We start from the raw sequence: 17,277 nt of genomic DNA on the forward strand, positions 1-17,277 counted from the left end.
GGCGGTCACCCGGTCCCGAGCCGTCCCGCCGAGTGCACTCCCGGCTGGTACTTGGGCAGCCTCGCGGTGATCTTCATGCCCGCCCCGACCGCGGTCTCGATGACGAGGCCGTGGTCGTCGCCGTAGACCTGGCGGAGCCGGTCGTCGACGTTGGACAGGCCGATGCCGCCCGAGGGGCCGCCCTCCCCGGCGAGGATGCGGCGCAGCACGGCGGGGTCCATGCCGACGCCGTCGTCCTCGATGACGACCAGTGCCTCGGCGCCCGCGTCCCGCGCGGTGATCTGGATGTGGCAGGCGTCGGACTTGCCCTCCAGGCCGTGCTTGACGGCGTTCTCGACAAGGGGCTGCAGGCACAGGAAGGGCAGGGTGACCGGCAGCACCTCGGGGGCGATCTGCAGGGTGACGGAGAGGCGGTCGCCGAAGCGGGCCCGCACCAGCGCCAGGTAGTGGTCGATGGCGTGCAGTTCGTCGGCCAGGGTGGTGAAGTCGCCGTGCCTGCGGAACGAGTAGCGGGTGAAGTCGGCGAACTCCAGCAGGAGTTCGCGGGCGCGTTCGGGGTCGGTGCGCACGAACGAGGCGATCACCGCGAGCGAGTTGAAGATGAAGTGCGGGGAAATCTGGGCGCGCAGGGCCTTGATCTCGGCCTCGATGAGTCGCGTCCGGGACTGGTCGAGGTCCGCGAGCTCCAGTTGGACGCTCACCCAGCGGGCCACCTCACCGGCGGCCCGGACCAGGACCGCCGACTCGCGCGGCGCGCAGGCGACGAGCGCGCCGTGCACCCGGTCGTCGACGGTGAGGGGCGCGACCACCGCCCAGCGGACCGGGCAGTCGGGGGTGGCGCAGGTCAGCCGGAACGCCTCACCGCGGCCGGTCTCCAGCGGCCCCGCCAGCCGCTCCATGATCTCGGCGCGGTGGTGTCCGCCCACGCCGTCCCAGACCAGGACCTCCTTGAGGTCGGTGAGGCACAGCGCGTCCGTGCCCAGCAGCGTGCGCAGCCCGCGGGCCGACCTGCGGGCGGTCTCCTCGGTCAGCCCGGCCCGCAGCGGGGGCGCCGCCAGGGAGGCGGTGTGCAGCGTCTGGAAGGTCGCGTGCTCCACCGGCGTGCCGAGGCCGGCCAGGGTCTCCGGGCGGGCGGTGCGCCGCCCGAGCCAGAAACCGCCCGCCAGCAGCGGCAGCACGGCGACGCACAGGCCCGCGAGGAAGCCGCTCATGCCTTCACCTCGGCGCGCAGCTCCTCGGGCAGGTGGAAGCGGGCCAGGATCGCCGCTGTGCCGGGAGGCACCCGGGCCGGGGTGGCCAGGGACACCAGGACCATGGTGAGGAAGCCCAGCGGCACCGACCACGGGGCGGGCCAGGCGAGCAGGGCGTGCGGCGAGCCGGTGCCCGGGAAGCCGGCCATGGTCGCGGCGACGGCGAGGAACGCCGAGCCGCCGCCCACCACCATGCCCGCGGCCGCGCCGGGCGGGGTCAGCCGCCGCCACCAGATGCCGAGGACGAGCAGCGGGCAGAAGGAGGACGCCGAGACCGCGAAGGCCAGGCCCACCGCGTCGGCCACCGGCAGCCCGCCCACCAGCGTGCCGGCCGCCAGGGGTACGGCCATGGCCAGCACCGTGCCGAGCCGGAAGTGCCGCACCCCGCGCGAGGGCAGCACGTCCTGGGTGAGCACCCCGGCGACCGCCATGGTCAGCCCGGACGCCGTGGACAGGAACGCGGCGAAGGCTCCGCCCGCGACCAGCGCGCCCAGCAGGTCGCCGCCGACGCCGCCGATGATGCGGCCGGGCAGCAGCAGGACGGCGGCGTCCGCGTCGCCGGTGAGGGTGAGCTCGGGGGCGTACACGCGGCCCAGGGCCCCGTACACGGGCGGCAGCAGGTAGAAGGCGCCGATCAGGGCGAGGACGGCGACCGTGGTGCGGCGGGCGGCGACGCCGTGCGGGCTGGTGTAGAAGCGGACGACGACGTGCGGCAGGCCCATGGTGCCGAGGAAGGTGGCCAGGATCAGTCCGTACGTGGCGTACAGCGGGCGTTCCTCGCGGCTCGCGGCCAGTGAGGTGGACATGCCGCCGTTGCCGCCCCGGCCGGCGACGGGAAGGGGGGCGCCCCGGGCGAAGGTGAGGCGGGTGCCCTGCTCGATGCGGTGGGTACCGGTGGCCAGGCGGAGCCGGGTGTCGTCGTGGGCGCGGCCGTCGACCGTGCCGGTGACGGTGACGGTGAGCGGCTTGTCGAGGCGCAGGTCGACGGTGTCCTCGAGGCGGACGGTGCGCTGCTCGCGGAAGCCGGCCGGTTCCCCGAAGGCGGGCCGCGGGCCGCCGTCGGCCTGCCAGGCGAGGACGAGGAAGAGGGCGGGAACGAGGAGCGCGGTCAGTTTGAGCCAGTACTGGAAGGCCTGGACGAAGGTGATGCTGCGCATGCCGCCCGCGGCGACGGTCGCCACCACGACCGCGGCCACGATGAGCCCGCCGAGTGGGTCGGGGGCACCGGTGAGCACCGCCAACGTCAGCCCTGCGCCCTGGAGTTGGGGCAGCAGGTACAGCCAGCCGACGCCGACCACGAAGGCCCCGGCCAGCCGACGCACGCCCTGCGAGGCGAGCCGGGCCTCGGCGAAGTCCGGCAGCGTGTAGGCGCCGGAGCGGCGCAGCGGGGCGGCGACGAAGAGGAGCAGGACCAGATAGCCGGCCGTGTAGCCCACCGGGTACCAGAGCATGTCCGGGCCCTGCACCAGGACCAGGCCTGCGATGCCGAGGAAGGAGGCGGCGGAGAGGTACTCGCCGCTGATGGCCGCCGCGTTGAGGCGGGGGCCGACGGTGCGCGAGGCGACGTAGAAGTCGGACGTGGTGCGGGAGATGCGCAGGCCGAAGGCGCCGACGAGAACGGTCGCCACGACGACGAGGGCGACGGCGGGCACCGCGTAACCGGAGTTCATCGGTCCTCGTCGTTCATCGGTCCTCCACCAGGCGCACGAAGTCGCGCTCGTTGCGTTCGGCGCGGCGCACGTACCAGCGGCCGAGCAGGATCAGCGGCGCGTACAGGCAGAAGCCGAGCACCGCCCAGGCCAGGCGGCGGGCGTCCGGGGCCGCCGCGAAGACCAGCGGGAGCGGGCCGACGAGCAGGACCAGGACGGAGAAGCCGGTCAGGGCGGCGCGCAGCTGGGTGCGCATCAGGGAGCGGACGTAGGTGTGGCCGAGGGTGGTCAGCTCGTCGATCTCGGTGCGTGGCCGGTAGTAGCCGGAGGCGTGGGGGTACCGCCCGCGCGAGCGAAGCCGAGCGCGGGGGAGGGTGCGGCGGGGCGGTCCGGTGACGGTGACGCGGCGCTCGGTGGGTTCCACTGCGGCCTCCCTAACCGGCGGTCCGGCGCATCAGCAGGTCCCGCAGTTCGCGGGCGTGCCGCCGGCTGACCTGGAGTTCCTCACCGCCGACCAGGACGCTCACGGTGCCCGCGTCCAGACGGAGTTCGCCGATGTGGCGCAGGGCGACGAGGTGACGGCGGTGGATGCGGACGAACCCGCGGGCCCGCCAGCGTTCCTCCAGGGCGGACAGCGGGATGCGGACGAGGTGGCTGCCGCGGCCGGTGTGCAGCCGGGCGTAGTCGCCGTGCGCCTCGACGTGGGTGATGTCGTCGACCGCCAGGAAGCGGGTCACCCCGCCGCGTTCGACGGGTATCCGGTCGGGGTCGGGCTCGTGCACGGGGATCGGCGGCACGGTGCCGCGCAGTTCGGCGGCCCGGCGGACGGCCTCGGCCAGTCGTTCCTTGCGGACGGGCTTGAGCACGTAGTCGACCGCCTTGAGGTCGAAGGCCCGTACGGCGAAGTCCTCGTGGGCGGTGACGAACACGACCAGCGGCGGCCGGGCGAACCCGGTGAGCAACCGGGCCATCTCCAGGCCGTCCAGGCCGGGCATCTGGATGTCGAGGAAGACCACGTCGACGGCGTCGGGCCCGGCCGGCCCGGACTCCAGGGCGCGGGTGATACGGCGCAGCGCCTCGGTGGCGTCCCCGGCGCCCTCGGCGCTGCTGATGCGCGGGTCCGCGTTGAGCAGGTAGAGGAGTTCCTCGAGCGAGGGGCGTTCGTCGTCGACGGCGAGGGCGCGCAGCATGAACGTGGAGTGTAGGAGGAATCCGCATGCCTGGACATCTGCCGGGTGCGGACGTTCCCGCTGGATACAGTGCCGACATGAACAGCAGGACCGTCCCGTTCGACGAGCTCGACCGGAAGATCATCACCGCGCTGATGGCGAACGCCAGGACCAGCTTCGCCGAGATCGGCTCGGCGGTCGGGCTGTCGGCCACCGCGGTCAAACGGCGTGTGGACCGGCTGCGGGACACGGGCGTGATCACGGGGTTCACGGCCACGGTGAAACCGTCGGCGCTGGGCTGGCGCACGGAGGCGTACGTGGAGGTGTACTGCGAGGGCGCGGCCCCGCCGCGGCGGCTCGCGGAGGTGGTGCGCAACCATCCGGAGATCACCGCCGCCATGACCGTGACGGGCGGCGCGGACGCGCTGCTGCACGTGCGGGCGCGGGACGTGGAGCACTTCGAGGAGGTGCTGGAGCGGATCCGTACGGAGCCGTTCATCCGGAAGACGATCAGCGTGATGGTGCTGTCCCACCTCCTCCCGGAGAGCCCGGAGGCGGGTGCCACCCACGCGGCCCCGCAGGAGACCGGAGACCACGCAGCAGACGTGCGCTGATCCGGCACACAACGCAGCATTCCTGCGCACATGCGCAGCTGTCGTTCCTTGTCGAGCGTATCCGTCCCTTCCTACCTTGGTGTCACCCCTCAGTCGACACCGCAGGAAAGCGGAGGAACACCTCTGTGCCCGACAGCCGTGTGCCGCGCCCTCGGCGCTTCCTCGTCTGCGAACCCAGACACTTCGCCGTGCAGTACGCGATCAATCCCTGGATGCGTCCCGACACCCGCGTCGACGTGGACCTGGCCCGGGAGCAGTGGCAGGCGCTGATGAGCGCCTACCGTGCCCACGGCCACACCGTGGACGCCGTGGATCCGGCCCCCGGCCTGCCGGACATGGTCTTCGCCGCGAACTCGGCGGTCGTCGTCGGCGGCCGGGTCTTCGGCTCCCTCTTCCACGCGCCCGAGCGGCGCCCGGAGTCGGTCCACTACGACACGTGGTTCAAGTCGGCGGGCTTCGACGTCCACCGTCCCGAGGCCGTCTGCGAGGGCGAGGGCGACCTGGTGTGGACGGGCCGGTACCTGCTGGCCGGGACCGGCTTCCGTACGACCCGTGAGGCGCACCGCGAGGTGCAGGAGTTCTTCGGCCATCCGGTGATCAGCCTGACGCTGGTGGACCCGTACTTCTACCACCTGGACACGGCGCTGTTCGTTCTGGACGACGGCAACGACAGCAACGACAACAACATCGTGTACTACCCGGAGGCCTTCTCGCCGGGCAGCCGGGAGGTGCTGGCGCACCTCTACCCGAACGCGGTGCTCGCGACCCGCGACGACGCGATGGCGTTCGGCCTGAACTCCGTGTCCGACGGCCGGCACGTCTTCATCGCGCCGCGGGCCGAGGCCCTCGCCGCCCGCCTCGCCGACCACGGCTACGTCCCCGTCCCCGTCGACCTGTCGGAGTTCCACAAGGCCGGCGGCGGCATCAAGTGCTGCACCCAGGAGATCCGCTCATGACCGCACCCGCGCGCGCCCGTACGTCCGAGGACCTGATCCGTGCCGAGGAGCCGGTCCTCGCGCACAACTACCACCCGCTGCCGGTGGTCGTCGCCCGTGCCGAGGGCACCTGGGTCGAGGACGTCGAGGGCCGCCGCTACCTGGACATGCTGGCCGGCTACTCGGCGCTCAACTTCGGCCACCGTCACCCGGCCCTGACCGAGGCGGCCCACCGCCAGCTCGACCAGCTGACCCTGACCTCGCGCGCCTTCCACAACGACCGGCTCGCCGAATTCGCCGAGAGGCTCGCGGAGTTGACCGGTCAGGACATGGTGCTGCCGATGAACACCGGCGCCGAGGCGGTGGAGAGCGGCATCAAGGTGGCCCGCAAGTGGGCGTACGAGGTGAAGGGCGTCCCGGCCGACCGGGCGACGATCGTGGTCGCGGCGGAGAACTTCCACGGCCGTACGACGACGATCGTCGGCTTCTCCACCGACGAGACGGCCCGCGCCGGCTTCGGGCCCTTCACGCCGGGCTTCCGGATCATCCCGTACAACGACCTGGCCGCGCTGGAGGAGGCGGTCGACGAGACGACGGCGGCCGTGCTGATCGAGCCGATCCAGGGCGAGGCGGGGGTCATGATCCCGGCCGACGGCTATCTGCGCGGTGTCCGTGAGCTGACCCGGCGCAAGGGCTGCCTGTTCGTCGCCGACGAGATCCAGTCGGGCCTGGGCCGCACCGGCCGCACGCTCGCCGTGGAGCACGAGGACGTCGTCCCGGACCTGGTGCTGCTCGGCAAGGCGCTGGGCGGCGGGATCGTGCCGGTGTCGGCGGTGGTGGGCCGGCGTGAGGTGCTCGGCGTGCTGAGGCCGGGCGAGCACGGCTCCACGTTCGGCGGCAACCCCCTCGCGGCGGCGGTCGGCACGGCGGTGGTCGAGCTGCTGGAGACGGGCGAATTCCAGCGCCGCGCCGCCGAGCTGGGTGTGGTCCTGCGCGCCGGGCTGACCGAGCTGGTCGGCCGGGGCGTGGTCGGCTTCCGCTCGCGCGGGCTGTGGGCGGGCGTCGACGTCGACCCCGCCATGGGCACCGGCCGCGAGGTCAGCGAACGCCTCATGCGGGAGGGCGTCCTGGTCAAGGACACCCACGGCTCCACGATCCGGCTGGCGCCGCCGCTGACCATCACGGAGGACGAACTCCGGTCGGCACTGGAGTCCCTGGCGAAGGTGCTGGCCGCCTGACGGCGGGACGCCGCGGGGGCCGGCGACACGCCGGCGCCCCGAACGGCGACCTGGGGTCCTACTGGTTGGGCTGCGCCGCGCTGATGTCCCCGAGCGCCGACTCCGGGTCGCGCTCGATGGCCATGTCGCCGAGGGACACGATGCCCACCGGGTGGCCGTGGTCGACGACCGGCAGGCGGCGGACCGAGTGCTCCCGCATCAGCCGCACCGCGCGGTCGAGGTCCTCGTCGGGGGTCACGGTGACGAGATCGTCGCTGCATGCGGCGGCGACCGTCTTCTGCTCCGGGTCGCCGCCCTCCGCCAGCGCGCGCACCACCAGGTCGCGGTCGCTGACCAGGCCGCGCAGCTCGTCGCCCTCGGTCACCAGGACGGCTCCGATGTTCTCGTCACGCATCCGGCGGGCCACCGTCGTCACCGACGTCTGCGGTTCCACCGTCACCAGTTGGCTGGTCATGATGTCGCGTACGTGCTGAGCCATGACGCCTCCCTTCGTCAGGTCCCGCGGTGCGTTCCCGCACCGCGCAACGGCCGGGTACCCGACCGGGGCGGGGCCGCACGTGACTCATCGGCCTACCGACGAGTAACAGCAGGCCGAAACGGCCGGTCCCGGTTTCCCGCGAGCGCGCCTGCACTTACACTGGCACCTCACGAGCCGGTTGACCTGCGAGAACGCTGCGGTTGAGCCGATCCGGACAAGTGAGGAGCGCCCCCCCTTGTTCTACTACCTGCTCAAATACGTGGTGCTGGGACCGCTGCTGAGGCTCGTCTTCCGGCCGCGTATCGAGGGCCTGGAGCACGTGCCGTCGTCCGGCCCGGCCATCGTGGCAGGCAACCATCTGTCGTTCTCGGACCACTTCCTGATGCCCGCGATACTCAAACGGCGCATCACCTTCCTCGCCAAGGCCGAGTACTTCACGGGCCCGGGCATCAAGGGCCGGCTCACCGCGGCCTTCTTCCGCAGCGCCGGGCAGATCCCGGTCGACCGCTCCGGCAAGGACGCGGGGCAGGCCGCAATCCGGGAGGGGCTCGGAGTGCTGCGCAAGGGTGAGCTGCTCGGCATCTACCCGGAGGGCACCCGTTCGCACGACGGCCGCCTCTACAAGGGCAAGGTCGGGGTCGCGGTGATGGCGCTGAAGGCGGGGGTCCCGGTCATCCCCTGCGCCATGATCGGCACCTTCGAGGCCCAGCCCCCGGGCAAGGTCATCCCGCACGTCCACCCGGTCGTCATTCGCTTCGGCAAGCCCCTCGAATTCTCCCGTTACGCGGGCATGGAGGACGAGAAGGCCGTCCTGCGGGCCGTCACCGACGAGATCATGTACGCGATCCTGTCGCTGTCCGAGCAGGAGTACGTCGACCAGTACGCGGCCGTCGTCAAGGCGGAGCAGGCGGCGGTGCAGGCGGAGAAGGAGCGCCGCCGCCCCCGGCTGCCGCTGAGCTGACCGCCGGCATGCCCGAGGGGCGGCCGGATTCCCGGCCGCCCCTCGGGGGGTGTAGCGGCGGATGCGGTTACGGCTTGGGCGTCGCGTGCGGCGCGCAGGTGACGTCCGCGGTGTCCAGCTTGCCGGTGAGCAGGTAGGTGTCCACGCGGTCGTTGACGCAGGGGTTGACCAGGCCGGTCACGCCGTGGGAGCCCGCGTCCCTCTCGGTGATCAGACGGGAGCCCTTGAAGCGCTTGTGCAGTTCGACGGCACCGCCGAACGGGGTGGCGGCGTCCCGCGTGGACTGCACGATGAGGACCGGCGGCAGGCCCTGGTGGGTCTTGACGTCCACCGGTGTCCGCTGCTTGACGGGCCAGGTCGCGCACGGCAGGTTCATCCATGCGTTGGCCCAGGTCATGAACGGGTGGTCCGTGTTGAGCCGCGTGTTGTCGCGGTCCCACTTCTGCCAGCTGGTGGGCCACTTGGCGTCCGTGCACTCGACGGCGGTGTAGACGGCGTTGCCGTTCTCCGAGGCGATGTTGCCCGCGGTGTCCGTGAGATCGGGGGCGGCGGCGTCGACCAGCGCCTGGGTGTCACCGGCGACGTACTTGCCGAACACCGTGGCGACCGGCACCCACGAGGAGTCGTAGTACGGGGCGCTCTGGAAGAAGGAGATCAGCTCGGCCGGGCCGACGAGTCCGCCGATGGGGTTCTTCTTGGCCGTGGCGCGCAGCTGCAGCCACTTGGCCTGCACGGCGGCGCGGGTGGTGCCGAGGTGGAAGGTGGCGTCGTTGGCGGCGACCCAGTCCTCCCAGTCCTTCCAGCGGCCCTCGAAGGCGACGTCCTGGTCCAGGTTGGCCTGGTACCAGATCTTCTCGCGCGAGGGGTTGACCACGCTGTCGACGATCATCCGGCGGACGTGGCCCGGGAAGAGCGTGCCGTAGACGGCGCCTAGGTAGGTGCCGTAGGAGACGCCGAGGTAGTTGAGCTTCTTCTCGCCGAGGGCGGCGCGGACGACGTCCAGGTCGCGGGCGGTGTTCGGCGTGGTCATGTACGGCAGCATCGCGCCGCTGCGCTCGTAGCAGCCGTCGGCGTACTCGTGGGCGAGCTTGCGCTGGGCGGTCTTGTCGGCCTCGGTGTCGGGCACCGGGTCGGCCTTGGGCGCCTTGACGAACTCCTGCGGGTCGACGCAGGAGATGGGCGCCGAGTGGCCGACGCCGCGCGGGTCGAAGCCCACGAAGTCGTACGCCTTGGCGGTGTTGGCCCACAGGGGGTTCTTGGTGGTGACCCGGCGCGGGAAGCGCATGCCGGAGCCGCCCGGACCGCCGGGGTTGTAGACGAGGGCGCCCTGCCGCTCCTGCTTGGTCCCCGTGTTGCCGATGCGGTCGACGGCGAGCTTGATCTGCTTGCCGTACGGCTTCGCGTAGTTCAGCGGTACGGAGACCCAGCCGCACTGGATCGGCTTCTCCAGCCCCCAGTCGGCGGGGCAGTCCTGCCAGTCGATCCCGGCCTTGGCGGCCCGGGCCGCGGCGATCGCGGCGCCGCGCGCCTCGCGGTCCTGGCCGTGCCGCTCGGCCGCGCCGGCCGCGGGCGCCGATACGGCGCCGGCTATCAGGGTAGCCGTGACGAGTGCTCCGGCCGAACCGAGCGCCAGCACGCGCTTCTTCGGGCTGTTGTCCCTCAAGTGGGCCCCTCCCCCTGTTTCGTCGTGAATGGTCAGAGGGATCCTCGCGGCTGTGAGCTGCCTGAGAACAGGGGCTGTTGACCTTCTTTGCCAATCCGATAACCGGGAGGTCAGGCACCGCTCAGCGGACCACCACCGAGGGCCGCCCTACGCCAGGAGCACCAGCGCCTGGTCCAGCACCCGCCGCAGCCGCAGCGCGTCGGCCGCGACGGCGGTCACCAGTACGGCGGGCCCCGCGAGCGGGGCCAGGGCGGCGCCCTCCCCCAGCATCCGCGACGCCACCGGTTCCCGCGCGAACTCGGGCCGTGCGACGACGAGCTGGCCGACAGCACGATGTCCCGCGAGCACGGCGGGCCCGTCCCAGCCACCCGGGGCGCCGGGCCCGCAGGCCAGCTCCTGGTCGAGTACGGCACGCCCCGCGATCCGCACCGTGAGACGGCTGGTGAGCCGCCCGGGTTCCTCCCCGGCCCGCCCCAGCACCTGCTCCTCGCGCAGCACGAGCCGGGCCCCGGCCGCGAGATCGACGCGCGTGGTGACGTACAGGTCACTTCCCCGAGCAGAGATCAACTGCTCGGGCAGCCAACGCAGTTCACCGCCGTCGGCGACATCGAGCCGCACGCCGTACCGGGCCTCCCCCTTCACCTGCCCCGGCAGCGCGATGGTCGCGGCGGCGGACCCGACATGCAGCCGGGCCCCCTCCCCCACCTCCGCCTCCACGGCGAACCGGTCACCGCCGAGCGGCCCGCTCATCGCGCCGACGAGCATGACCCGCGCCTCGGCTCCGCTCGCCCGCGTGCGGCGCAGCGCCAGCGGCCCCTCGCCGTCCAGCACCGGCAGCGCGGTACCGCCCCGCCCGTCGACCCGGGCGACGATCCGTGCGGTGGCCCGCACCCCGGTCGCGGTCATGCCGTCCACGCCGCGAGCCGCGCGCGCACCCAGCCGGCCACCTCCGCCACGCCCGCCTCGCTCCTCAGCGACTGGAAGACCACCGGCAGTTCGGCCCGCTGCGCCTTCGCGTCGGCGGCCATCCGCACGAGGTCGGAGCCGACGTACGGCGCGAGGTCGGTCTTGTTGACGACGAGCAGATCGGCGGTGGTCACCCCGGGCCCGCCCTTGCGCGGGATGTCGTCACCCCCGGCGACGTCGATGACGAAGATCTGCGCGTCGACGAGCCCCCTGGAGAAGGTCGCGGTCAGATTGTCCCCACCCGACTCCACCAGGATCAGGTCCAACGGCCCGGCCTCGTCCTCCAGGTCCTCCACCGCTTCGAGGTTGGCGGAGATGTCGTCCCGGATCGCGGTGTGCGGACAGGCGCCGGTCTCCACGGCCGTGATCCGCTCAGGCGGCAACACGGCCTCCCGCAGCAGGAACTCGGCGTCCTCGCGCGTGTAGATGTCATTGGTGACGACGGCCAGCGACAACTCGTCCCGCAGAGCCCGGCAGAGGGCGGCGACGGTGGCGGTCTTCCCGGACCCGACGGGCCCGCCGAGCCCGATCCGCAGGGCGCGGCGGGTGCCGTCGGGGCGGCGGGCGTCGGCGCTGAGGGCGGGGGATTCGTGGGTGTGAGTGTGTTCGAGATGCATGGAGACGGCTCCAAACTGTCTGCTCAAGCGCCCATCGGGCGTACTGCTTCTCAGCCGGCCTGACCATTCCCAGCCCGTCCGGCGTTTGCGGACGAGGCCGTTCAGGCCGAACGGGGGTCCAGGGAGCGGAGCCCTCTGGCGGGGTCGAAGGGGACGAGCCCCTAAGACGCGAACAGCCGCACAGGCCAGCCGGCATGCCACTCCGCACCGACCTCCAGCAACGGCGCCGACGACGCGGGCAGGGCGTCAACACCCTCGTCGGCCACCCGCCGCGCCGCATCCACCGCCCGATCCGCGACGCGATCCAGCTGCGGCGCCAGCCGGGCCAGCACGGCAGTGGCGTCAAAGGGGTCCAGACTCAGCAACCGCACCGTCGCCGTCGCAGGCCCGCTCACACTCTCGTACGCCGCGCAGTACGCCGCGTCGTCCGGCCCCAGCCCCGCCGCCCGCGCCGCAACTCCCAGCACCACCGGCTGATGGGCACCCTTGGGGAACTGCCCTGCCAGGGCGGCGAGTTCAGCGGACGGCCACGCCGCCCGCGCCGCCCGCATCATCTGCCGCCCCAGCCGTCGCGCGGCAATCCGCAACGCGGGCGACGGCGTCCGCGCGTCCGCCGCCGCGTCCAGTTCCACGGGGTCCACGCCGAGGACGGCAGCCGCGGCGACCGCCGCCGCCACGAGCCCTGCGGTGTGCAACCGCCCCCGGCAGAAGTCCTCCAGGCTCACGCCCCCGCTGATCCGCCCGGCCTTGACGGCGGCCTCCGCCCCGCCGGAGTGCGCGTGCCCCCCGGCGGGAAAGCGGCCGTCGGCCAGGACGAGAAGTGCTGCCCTGGACATCAGAAGAGGAAGTAACGCTGGGCCATGGGCAGTTCGGCCGCAGGTGTCGCCTCGACCAGCTCCCCGTCGATGTGCACGGCGAAGCTGTCGGGGTCGACCCGGACGCGCGGCCGGGCGTCGTTCTCCTTCATGTCCGCCTTGGTCACCCCGCGCGTCGACTCGATGGCGACGAAGCGCTTGCCCAACTGGAGCCGCTCCGGCAGCCCGTCGTCGATGGCGAGCGGTGCCACGAAGTTGAAGGAGTTGGCGGCGGGCGCCCGCCCGATCGCCCCGTACATCGGCCGAGGCAGGATCGGCTGCGGCGTCGGGATCGACGCGTTCGCGTCTCCCATCTGCGCGTACGCGATCTGGCCGCCCTTGATCACAAGGTGCGGCCTGACCCCGAAGAACGCGGGCTCCCACAGCACCAGGTCGGCGAGTTTGCCGGACTCGACGGATCCGATCTCCCGGGCCAGCCCCTGCGCGAGCGCCGGATTGATCGTGTACTTGGCGACGTACCGCCGCACCCGCCGGTTGTCGGCCCGCCCGTCACCGGGCAGCGCGCCGCGCCGCCGCTTCATCACGTGTGCCGTCTGCCAGGTCCGCAGGACGACCTCGCCCACGCGCCCCATGGCCTGGGAGTCGGAGGAGATGATCGAGATCGCGCCCAGGTCGTGCAGGATGTCCTCGGCGCCGATCGTCGACGGACGGATCCGGGACTCGGCGAAGGCCAGGTCCTCGGGGACGGCCGGGTTGAGGTGGTGGCACACCATCAGCATGTCGAGGTGTTCCTCGGCGGTGTTGACGGTGAACGGCCGCGTCGGGTTCGTGGAGCTGGGCAGCACGTGCGGCTCCGAGACCACGGTCATGATGTCCGGCGCGTGCCCGCCGCCCGCGCCCTCGGTGTGGTACGCGTGGATGCCGCGCCCGGCGATCGCGGCGAGCGTGTCGCCCACGAACCCGGCCTCGTTGAGGGTGTCGGTGTGGATGGCGACCTGGATGCCGGTGCGGTCGGCGACGGTCAGCGAGGCGTCGATGACGGCCGGGGTGGAGCCCCAGTCCTCGTGCAGCTTCAGGCCCAGCGCGCCGCCGCGGATCTGCGAGAGCATCGCCTCGTGCGAGACGGTGTTGCCCTTGCCGAGGAAGCCGATGTTGAGCGGGTACTGCTCCATCGCCTCCAGCATCCGGGCCAGGTGCCAGGGACCGGGGGTGACGGTGGTGGCCTTGGAACCCTCCGCCGGACCGGTGCCGCCGCCGACCAGCGTGGTGATGCCGGCCGAGAGCGCCTCGTCGGCGATCTGCGGGCAGATGAAGTGGACGTGGGCGTCGATGGCGCCGGCGGTGAGGATCCGCCCGTTGCCCGCGATGACCTCCGTCTCGGGGCCGATGACCAGGTCCGGGTGGACGCCGTCCATGGTGTCGGGGTTGCCCGCCTTGCCGATCCCGGTGATCCGGCCGTCGCGGATGCCGACGTCGGCCTTGACGATCCCCCAGTGGTCGACGATGACGGCACCGGTGATGACCGTGTCGGGAGTGCCTTCCGCGCGCGTGGCACGCGACTGGCCCATGGACTCGCGGATGACCTTGCCGCCGCCGAAGACCGCCTCGTCGCCGGCGAGCCCGGGACCGCCGGAACGATCGTCCTCGATCTCGATCAGCAGGTCGGTGTCGGCGAGCCGGATCCGGTCACCGGCGGTCGGGCCGAACAGGTCCGCGTACGCGGCACGGGAGATCTCAGGCATCGAGGGCACCTCCGGTCTCCCCGCGCAGGCCGGGCACGACACGGGCGCCGGCGAGCGGGACGAGTTCGACGTCGACGGGGATACCGGGTTCAAAGCGCACGGCGGTGCCGGCGGCGACGTTCAGCCGCTTGCCGTGCGCGGCGGCGCGGTCGAACTCCAGGCCCGGGTTGGCCTCGGCGAAATGGTAGTGGGAGCCGACCTGGACCGGCCGGTCGGCGGCGTTGAGGACGGTGAGGCGGGTGACCTCGCGGCCCTCGTTGCAGACGACCGGGTCGTCGGCGAAAAGGATCTCTCCGGGAATCATCGACGGCCCCCTCAGACGATCGGATCGTGGACCGTGACGAGCTTGGTGCCGTCCGGGAAGGTCGCCTCGACCTGGACGTCGTGGATCATCTCGGGGACGCCTTCCATGACGTCGTCCCGGGTGAGCAGCTTGCGGCCGGAGGACATCAGCTCGGCGACCGTACGGCCGTCACGTGCGCCTTCGAGGATGTGCGAGGTGATGAGAGCGATCGCCTCGGGGTGGTTGAGCCTCAGCCCACGGGCCCGGCGCTTCTCGGCGACGTCGGCCGCGACGTGGATCAGCAGCCTCTCTTGCTCGTGCGGGGTCAGTTGCACGTCCCACCTCACAGTCCTCGCTCCGGACCGTGCGGGGTCCGGCTGCCGCTGCCACGGGGCAAAGTCCCTGGTGGCGTGGATCGGCAGGCTAGTGCGAGCGGATTTCGGGCACGTTAACCGTCCTGTGATCCTTCAGCCGCCGGCGCGCGGGTCGCGCATGCTCATCAACGCCCGTAGACCCTCCTGGAGGATCCGGTCGTGCATCTCCTCGATGACGGCCAGCTGGGCTGTGTACCCCTGGGCCAGCGCGATCATCACCCGCGCCATGGCATCGGCGTCGGCCTCCTGAGCGATGAGGCCCGCGGACCGGTAGCTCCCCACGACCCTGCCCCAGGCGACCCGCACCGCGTCGTAGCCCGCCCGGACCTGGACAGCCAGCTCGTCGTTGCGCAGAACCTCCGTCCACACCTGGACGAGCAGCCGCGAGAAGACCCACTGGCCGCCCTCCAGGCCTCCGGGCCTGACCTCCCTGAGCCGCTCCAGGGCCCGGGAGATCAGTACGTCGGGCAGCGGCGGCGGGGTTTCCACGGCCGCGGCCTCGTAGGTCTCCCGCAGCACATCGAGCACCTCGCCGACGATCGCGCCGATCAGCTCCTCCTTGCCGCTGAAGTAGCGGTACACGGCGCCGGCGGACAGGCCCGTCTCCTTCAGCACGTCCTGGACGGAGGTGGCGTGGAAGCCGTTGCGGGCGAAGCAGAGCGCGGCGCCGTCGAGGATCTGGCGGCGGCGGGCGTCGAGGTGGGCCTGGGAGACGCGTGCCATGGCGACAATCTAAAACGAACATTCCTTCTTGACAAGCGACACCGGCGGGCGCCACGGTGGTGACACATCTAAAACGAACGATCCTTCTTTTTACGGGGAGAGCTCCCATGTCCACCGCATCCACCGCCCCGACCAGGTCTCCCGCCCGCCGCCTGATCGCCGTCGTGGTCCTCGTCCCGCTCCTGGCGACCCTGGCCTTGTGGGCCTTCGCCTGGCCGACCGCCCGTACCGCACCCCGCGATCTTCCCCTCGGAGTGGCCGGTCCGGCCGCCGCGACGGCGCCGCTGGAGCGGCAACTGCGGCAGCGGGACGGCGCGTTCGAGATCCACCGCTACGCCGACGAGGCCGCGGCCCGGGACGCCATCGCGGACCGGACCGTATACGGCGCGATCGTCGTCACCGGCAAGAATCCCGAACTGCTCACCGCGTCCGCCGCGAGCCCGCTGGTCGCCCAGTTCCTCCAGCAGGCGGTGGCGGAGCGCACCTCCGCCGGCGGTACGGCGATCCGGACCGTCGACGTCGTCCCCACCCCGGCGAAGGATCCGCGCGGCGCGGCGCTGACGGCGAGCGTGCTGCCGCTCGCCCTGGCCGGGATCGCCGCGGGTGCGATGGTGACTCTGCTGGGCCTGCGCGGGGCGCGTGCGGCGGGCGCATTGGTCGGCGCCGCCGCCCTGGTGGGCATGGCCGCGGCCGGGATCGCGCACAGCTGGCTCGGGGTGCTCACCGGCGACTGGTGGGCGGAGGCGGCGGCGCTGGGGTTGTCGACGCTGGCCGTGAGCGGTGCCGTCGCCGGACTGGCCGCCCTGGTCGGCCAGGCTGGAACAGGGATCACGGCGAGCGTGATCATGCTGTTCGGCAACCCGTTCTCCGGCGCCTCCTCGGCTCCCGAGATGCTGCCCGAGCCGGTGGGGACCATCGGCCAGTGGCTGCCGCCGGGGGCGGGCGCGACGCTGCTGCGCTCGGTGTCCTTCTTCGACGGCGCGGCGGCGACCGTCCCGGCCCTCACCCTGACGTGGTGGGCGGCGTTGGGCCTGGGCGCGGTGCTGGTCGGCGGGGCACTGAAGACCCGGGCCACGAACACCGCGCCCACCACCGAGAGGGAACTCGCCCCAGCCGGCTGACCGCCACGGGTGTCTCCGACGGCCATACGGTGACGACCGCACAGTCACCGGCCGCACAGCCATGGCCGCCCGGCTGCAGCGCGTCACACCCGCGGTGCTCCGCCGCGACACCCGAGCGCTGCCGTTCGCGCGGAGCGGACGGGACGTCGCGGACCCGGGAGACCGAGCTGATCACATTGCCGCCACAGGACGCGCGACGGCCGGGCATCCCGGCCGCCAGGGACGGGACCCGCGGTCCTGCCGTTTCCGACCGCCGCACAGCCACGGCCGCACGGTCACCGGCCGCGAGGCCCGCGCCCGCAGCACCCTGGGGCGGCGCTTCGGGCCGTGCCCGGTGGCGCGAGTGGCGGCCGGGGAAACCCGGAACCCCCGTCGAGGCCCGACAGCCGCCCGGCTACGACGCGTTGTGCCCGCGGTGCTCCGCCGCGATACCGAAGCGCTGCCGTTCGCGCGGAGCGGACGGGACGTCGCGGACCCGGGAGACCGAGCTGATCACCTGCTCCTCCTCCGGCTGGTCGAGTGCGTCGAGTCGCCCAAGGTCGGCGGCGGAGACGAGGGCGACGAGGGGCTTTCCGTGCCGTGTCACGACGACGCGCTCGCCGCCGTACACCACCCGGTTGATCAGGTCGGCGAGTTCAGCCCTGGCTTGCGTCACCGGAATCTCGTAGGCCATGTCATC

The 17,277-nt window shown here is 72.5% G+C and carries 19 protein-coding genes; 5 read left to right on the forward strand and 14 right to left on the reverse strand.

Annotated elements, in window-relative coordinates; translation table 11 throughout:
- Nucleotides 1-5: 5 nt before the first annotated feature.
- From ACIBBH_RS24875 to ACIBBH_RS24890, 4 genes are read right to left on the reverse strand one after another with little or no spacing between them, the layout of a single operon-like run.
- Nucleotides 6-1,211: a sensor histidine kinase gene (locus tag ACIBBH_RS24875; RefSeq protein WP_399408075.1), complete on the reverse strand. Its 1,206-nt coding sequence runs from the start codon at nt 1,209-1,211 to the stop codon at nt 6-8.
- On the reverse strand, nt 1,208-2,920 hold the full coding sequence (locus ACIBBH_RS24880) for a cation acetate symporter (protein WP_399408077.1): 1,713 nt from the start codon (nt 2,918-2,920) through the stop codon (nt 1,208-1,210). Before ACIBBH_RS24880 ends, ACIBBH_RS24875 begins: the two co-directional genes overlap by 4 nt.
- Nucleotides 2,921-2,933: 13 nt before the next feature.
- The gene (locus ACIBBH_RS24885) at nt 2,934-3,323 is read right to left on the reverse strand and encodes a hypothetical protein (protein WP_399408079.1); all 390 of its coding nucleotides are present in this window, start codon (nt 3,321-3,323) and stop codon (nt 2,934-2,936) included.
- Between the two features lie 10 nt (nt 3,324-3,333).
- Entirely contained in the window at nt 3,334-4,089 is a 756-nt protein-coding gene (locus ACIBBH_RS24890) for a LytR/AlgR family response regulator transcription factor (RefSeq protein WP_399408080.1), read from the reverse strand.
- Nucleotides 4,090-4,166: 77 nt separating this feature from the next.
- Between ACIBBH_RS24890 and ACIBBH_RS24895 the strand changes: the two genes are divergently transcribed.
- From ACIBBH_RS24895 to rocD, 3 genes are all read left to right on the forward strand, one after another.
- Nucleotides 4,167-4,682, forward strand: a complete 516-nt coding sequence (locus ACIBBH_RS24895) for an Lrp/AsnC family transcriptional regulator (protein ID WP_399408082.1) — start codon at nt 4,167-4,169, stop codon at nt 4,680-4,682.
- A gap of 125 nt (nt 4,683-4,807) precedes the next feature.
- Nucleotides 4,808-5,638, forward strand: coding sequence for a dimethylargininase (gene ddaH, locus ACIBBH_RS24900; RefSeq protein WP_399408084.1), 831 nt, complete (start codon nt 4,808-4,810; stop codon nt 5,636-5,638).
- Nucleotides 5,635-6,855 (forward strand): ornithine--oxo-acid transaminase, encoded by a 1,221-nt coding sequence (gene rocD, locus ACIBBH_RS24905; protein WP_399408086.1) that lies wholly within the window; start codon nt 5,635-5,637, stop codon nt 6,853-6,855. Before ddaH ends, rocD begins: the two co-directional genes overlap by 4 nt.
- A 58-nt stretch (nt 6,856-6,913) precedes the next feature.
- Here rocD and ACIBBH_RS24910 read toward each other — a convergent pair whose 3' ends face one another.
- Entirely contained in the window at nt 6,914-7,333 is a 420-nt protein-coding gene (locus tag ACIBBH_RS24910) for a CBS domain-containing protein (protein ID WP_399408088.1), read from the reverse strand.
- Between the two features lie 235 nt (nt 7,334-7,568).
- Here ACIBBH_RS24910 and ACIBBH_RS24915 point away from each other — a divergent pair, with 235 nt between their 5' ends.
- On the forward strand, nt 7,569-8,294 hold the full coding sequence (locus ACIBBH_RS24915; RefSeq protein ID WP_399408089.1) for a lysophospholipid acyltransferase family protein: 726 nt from the start codon (nt 7,569-7,571) through the stop codon (nt 8,292-8,294).
- A gap of 67 nt (nt 8,295-8,361) precedes the next feature.
- Here ACIBBH_RS24915 and ACIBBH_RS24920 read toward each other — a convergent pair whose 3' ends face one another.
- The 8 genes from ACIBBH_RS24920 to ACIBBH_RS24955 form a co-directional block, all read right to left on the reverse strand.
- Nucleotides 8,362-9,957, reverse strand: a complete 1,596-nt coding sequence (locus tag ACIBBH_RS24920) for an alpha/beta hydrolase (protein ID WP_399408091.1) — start codon at nt 9,955-9,957, stop codon at nt 8,362-8,364.
- Nucleotides 9,958-10,104: 147 nt separating this feature from the next.
- Entirely contained in the window at nt 10,105-10,863 is a 759-nt protein-coding gene (locus tag ACIBBH_RS24925) for an urease accessory protein UreD (RefSeq protein ID WP_399408093.1), read from the reverse strand.
- Nucleotides 10,860-11,540 (reverse strand): urease accessory protein UreG, encoded by a 681-nt coding sequence (ureG, locus tag ACIBBH_RS24930; protein WP_399408095.1) that lies wholly within the window; start codon nt 11,538-11,540, stop codon nt 10,860-10,862. Before ureG ends, ACIBBH_RS24925 begins: the two co-directional genes overlap by 4 nt.
- A gap of 161 nt (nt 11,541-11,701) precedes the next feature.
- Nucleotides 11,702-12,376 carry an urease accessory protein UreF gene (locus ACIBBH_RS24935; protein WP_399408097.1) on the reverse strand — a complete coding sequence of 225 codons (675 nt, stop codon included), beginning with the start codon at nt 12,374-12,376 and terminating at the stop codon, nt 11,702-11,704.
- Complete coding sequence (locus ACIBBH_RS24940) at nt 12,376-14,097, reverse strand: urease subunit alpha (protein ID WP_399408099.1); 1,722 nt, start codon at nt 14,095-14,097, stop codon at nt 12,376-12,378. Before ACIBBH_RS24940 ends, ACIBBH_RS24935 begins: the two co-directional genes overlap by 1 nt.
- Nucleotides 14,090-14,401, reverse strand: coding sequence for an urease subunit beta (locus ACIBBH_RS24945; RefSeq protein ID WP_399408101.1), 312 nt, complete (start codon nt 14,399-14,401; stop codon nt 14,090-14,092). The genes ACIBBH_RS24940 and ACIBBH_RS24945 overlap by 8 nt, the downstream gene beginning before the upstream one ends.
- Nucleotides 14,402-14,412: 11 nt before the next feature.
- A complete protein-coding gene (locus ACIBBH_RS24950) occupies nt 14,413-14,715 on the reverse strand; it encodes an urease subunit gamma (RefSeq protein WP_389426120.1) in 303 nt (100 codons plus the stop codon).
- 132 nt (nt 14,716-14,847) lie between these two features.
- Nucleotides 14,848-15,477 carry a TetR/AcrR family transcriptional regulator gene (locus tag ACIBBH_RS24955; protein WP_399408103.1) on the reverse strand — a complete coding sequence of 210 codons (630 nt, stop codon included), beginning with the start codon at nt 15,475-15,477 and terminating at the stop codon, nt 14,848-14,850.
- Nucleotides 15,478-15,584: 107 nt separating this feature from the next.
- Between ACIBBH_RS24955 and ACIBBH_RS24960 the strand changes: the two genes are divergently transcribed.
- Nucleotides 15,585-16,598 carry an ABC transporter permease gene (locus ACIBBH_RS24960; protein ID WP_399408105.1) on the forward strand — a complete coding sequence of 338 codons (1,014 nt, stop codon included), beginning with the start codon at nt 15,585-15,587 and terminating at the stop codon, nt 16,596-16,598.
- Between the two features lie 394 nt (nt 16,599-16,992).
- Here ACIBBH_RS24960 and ACIBBH_RS24965 read toward each other — a convergent pair whose 3' ends face one another.
- The gene (locus tag ACIBBH_RS24965) at nt 16,993-17,271 is read right to left on the reverse strand and encodes a type II toxin-antitoxin system Phd/YefM family antitoxin (protein WP_399408107.1); all 279 of its coding nucleotides are present in this window, start codon (nt 17,269-17,271) and stop codon (nt 16,993-16,995) included.
- Between the last annotated feature and the right edge of the window lie 6 nt (nt 17,272-17,277).

The organism is Streptomyces sp. NPDC051636, from assembly GCF_044453765.1.
GTDB lineage: Bacteria > Actinomycetota > Actinomycetes > Streptomycetales > Streptomycetaceae > Streptomyces.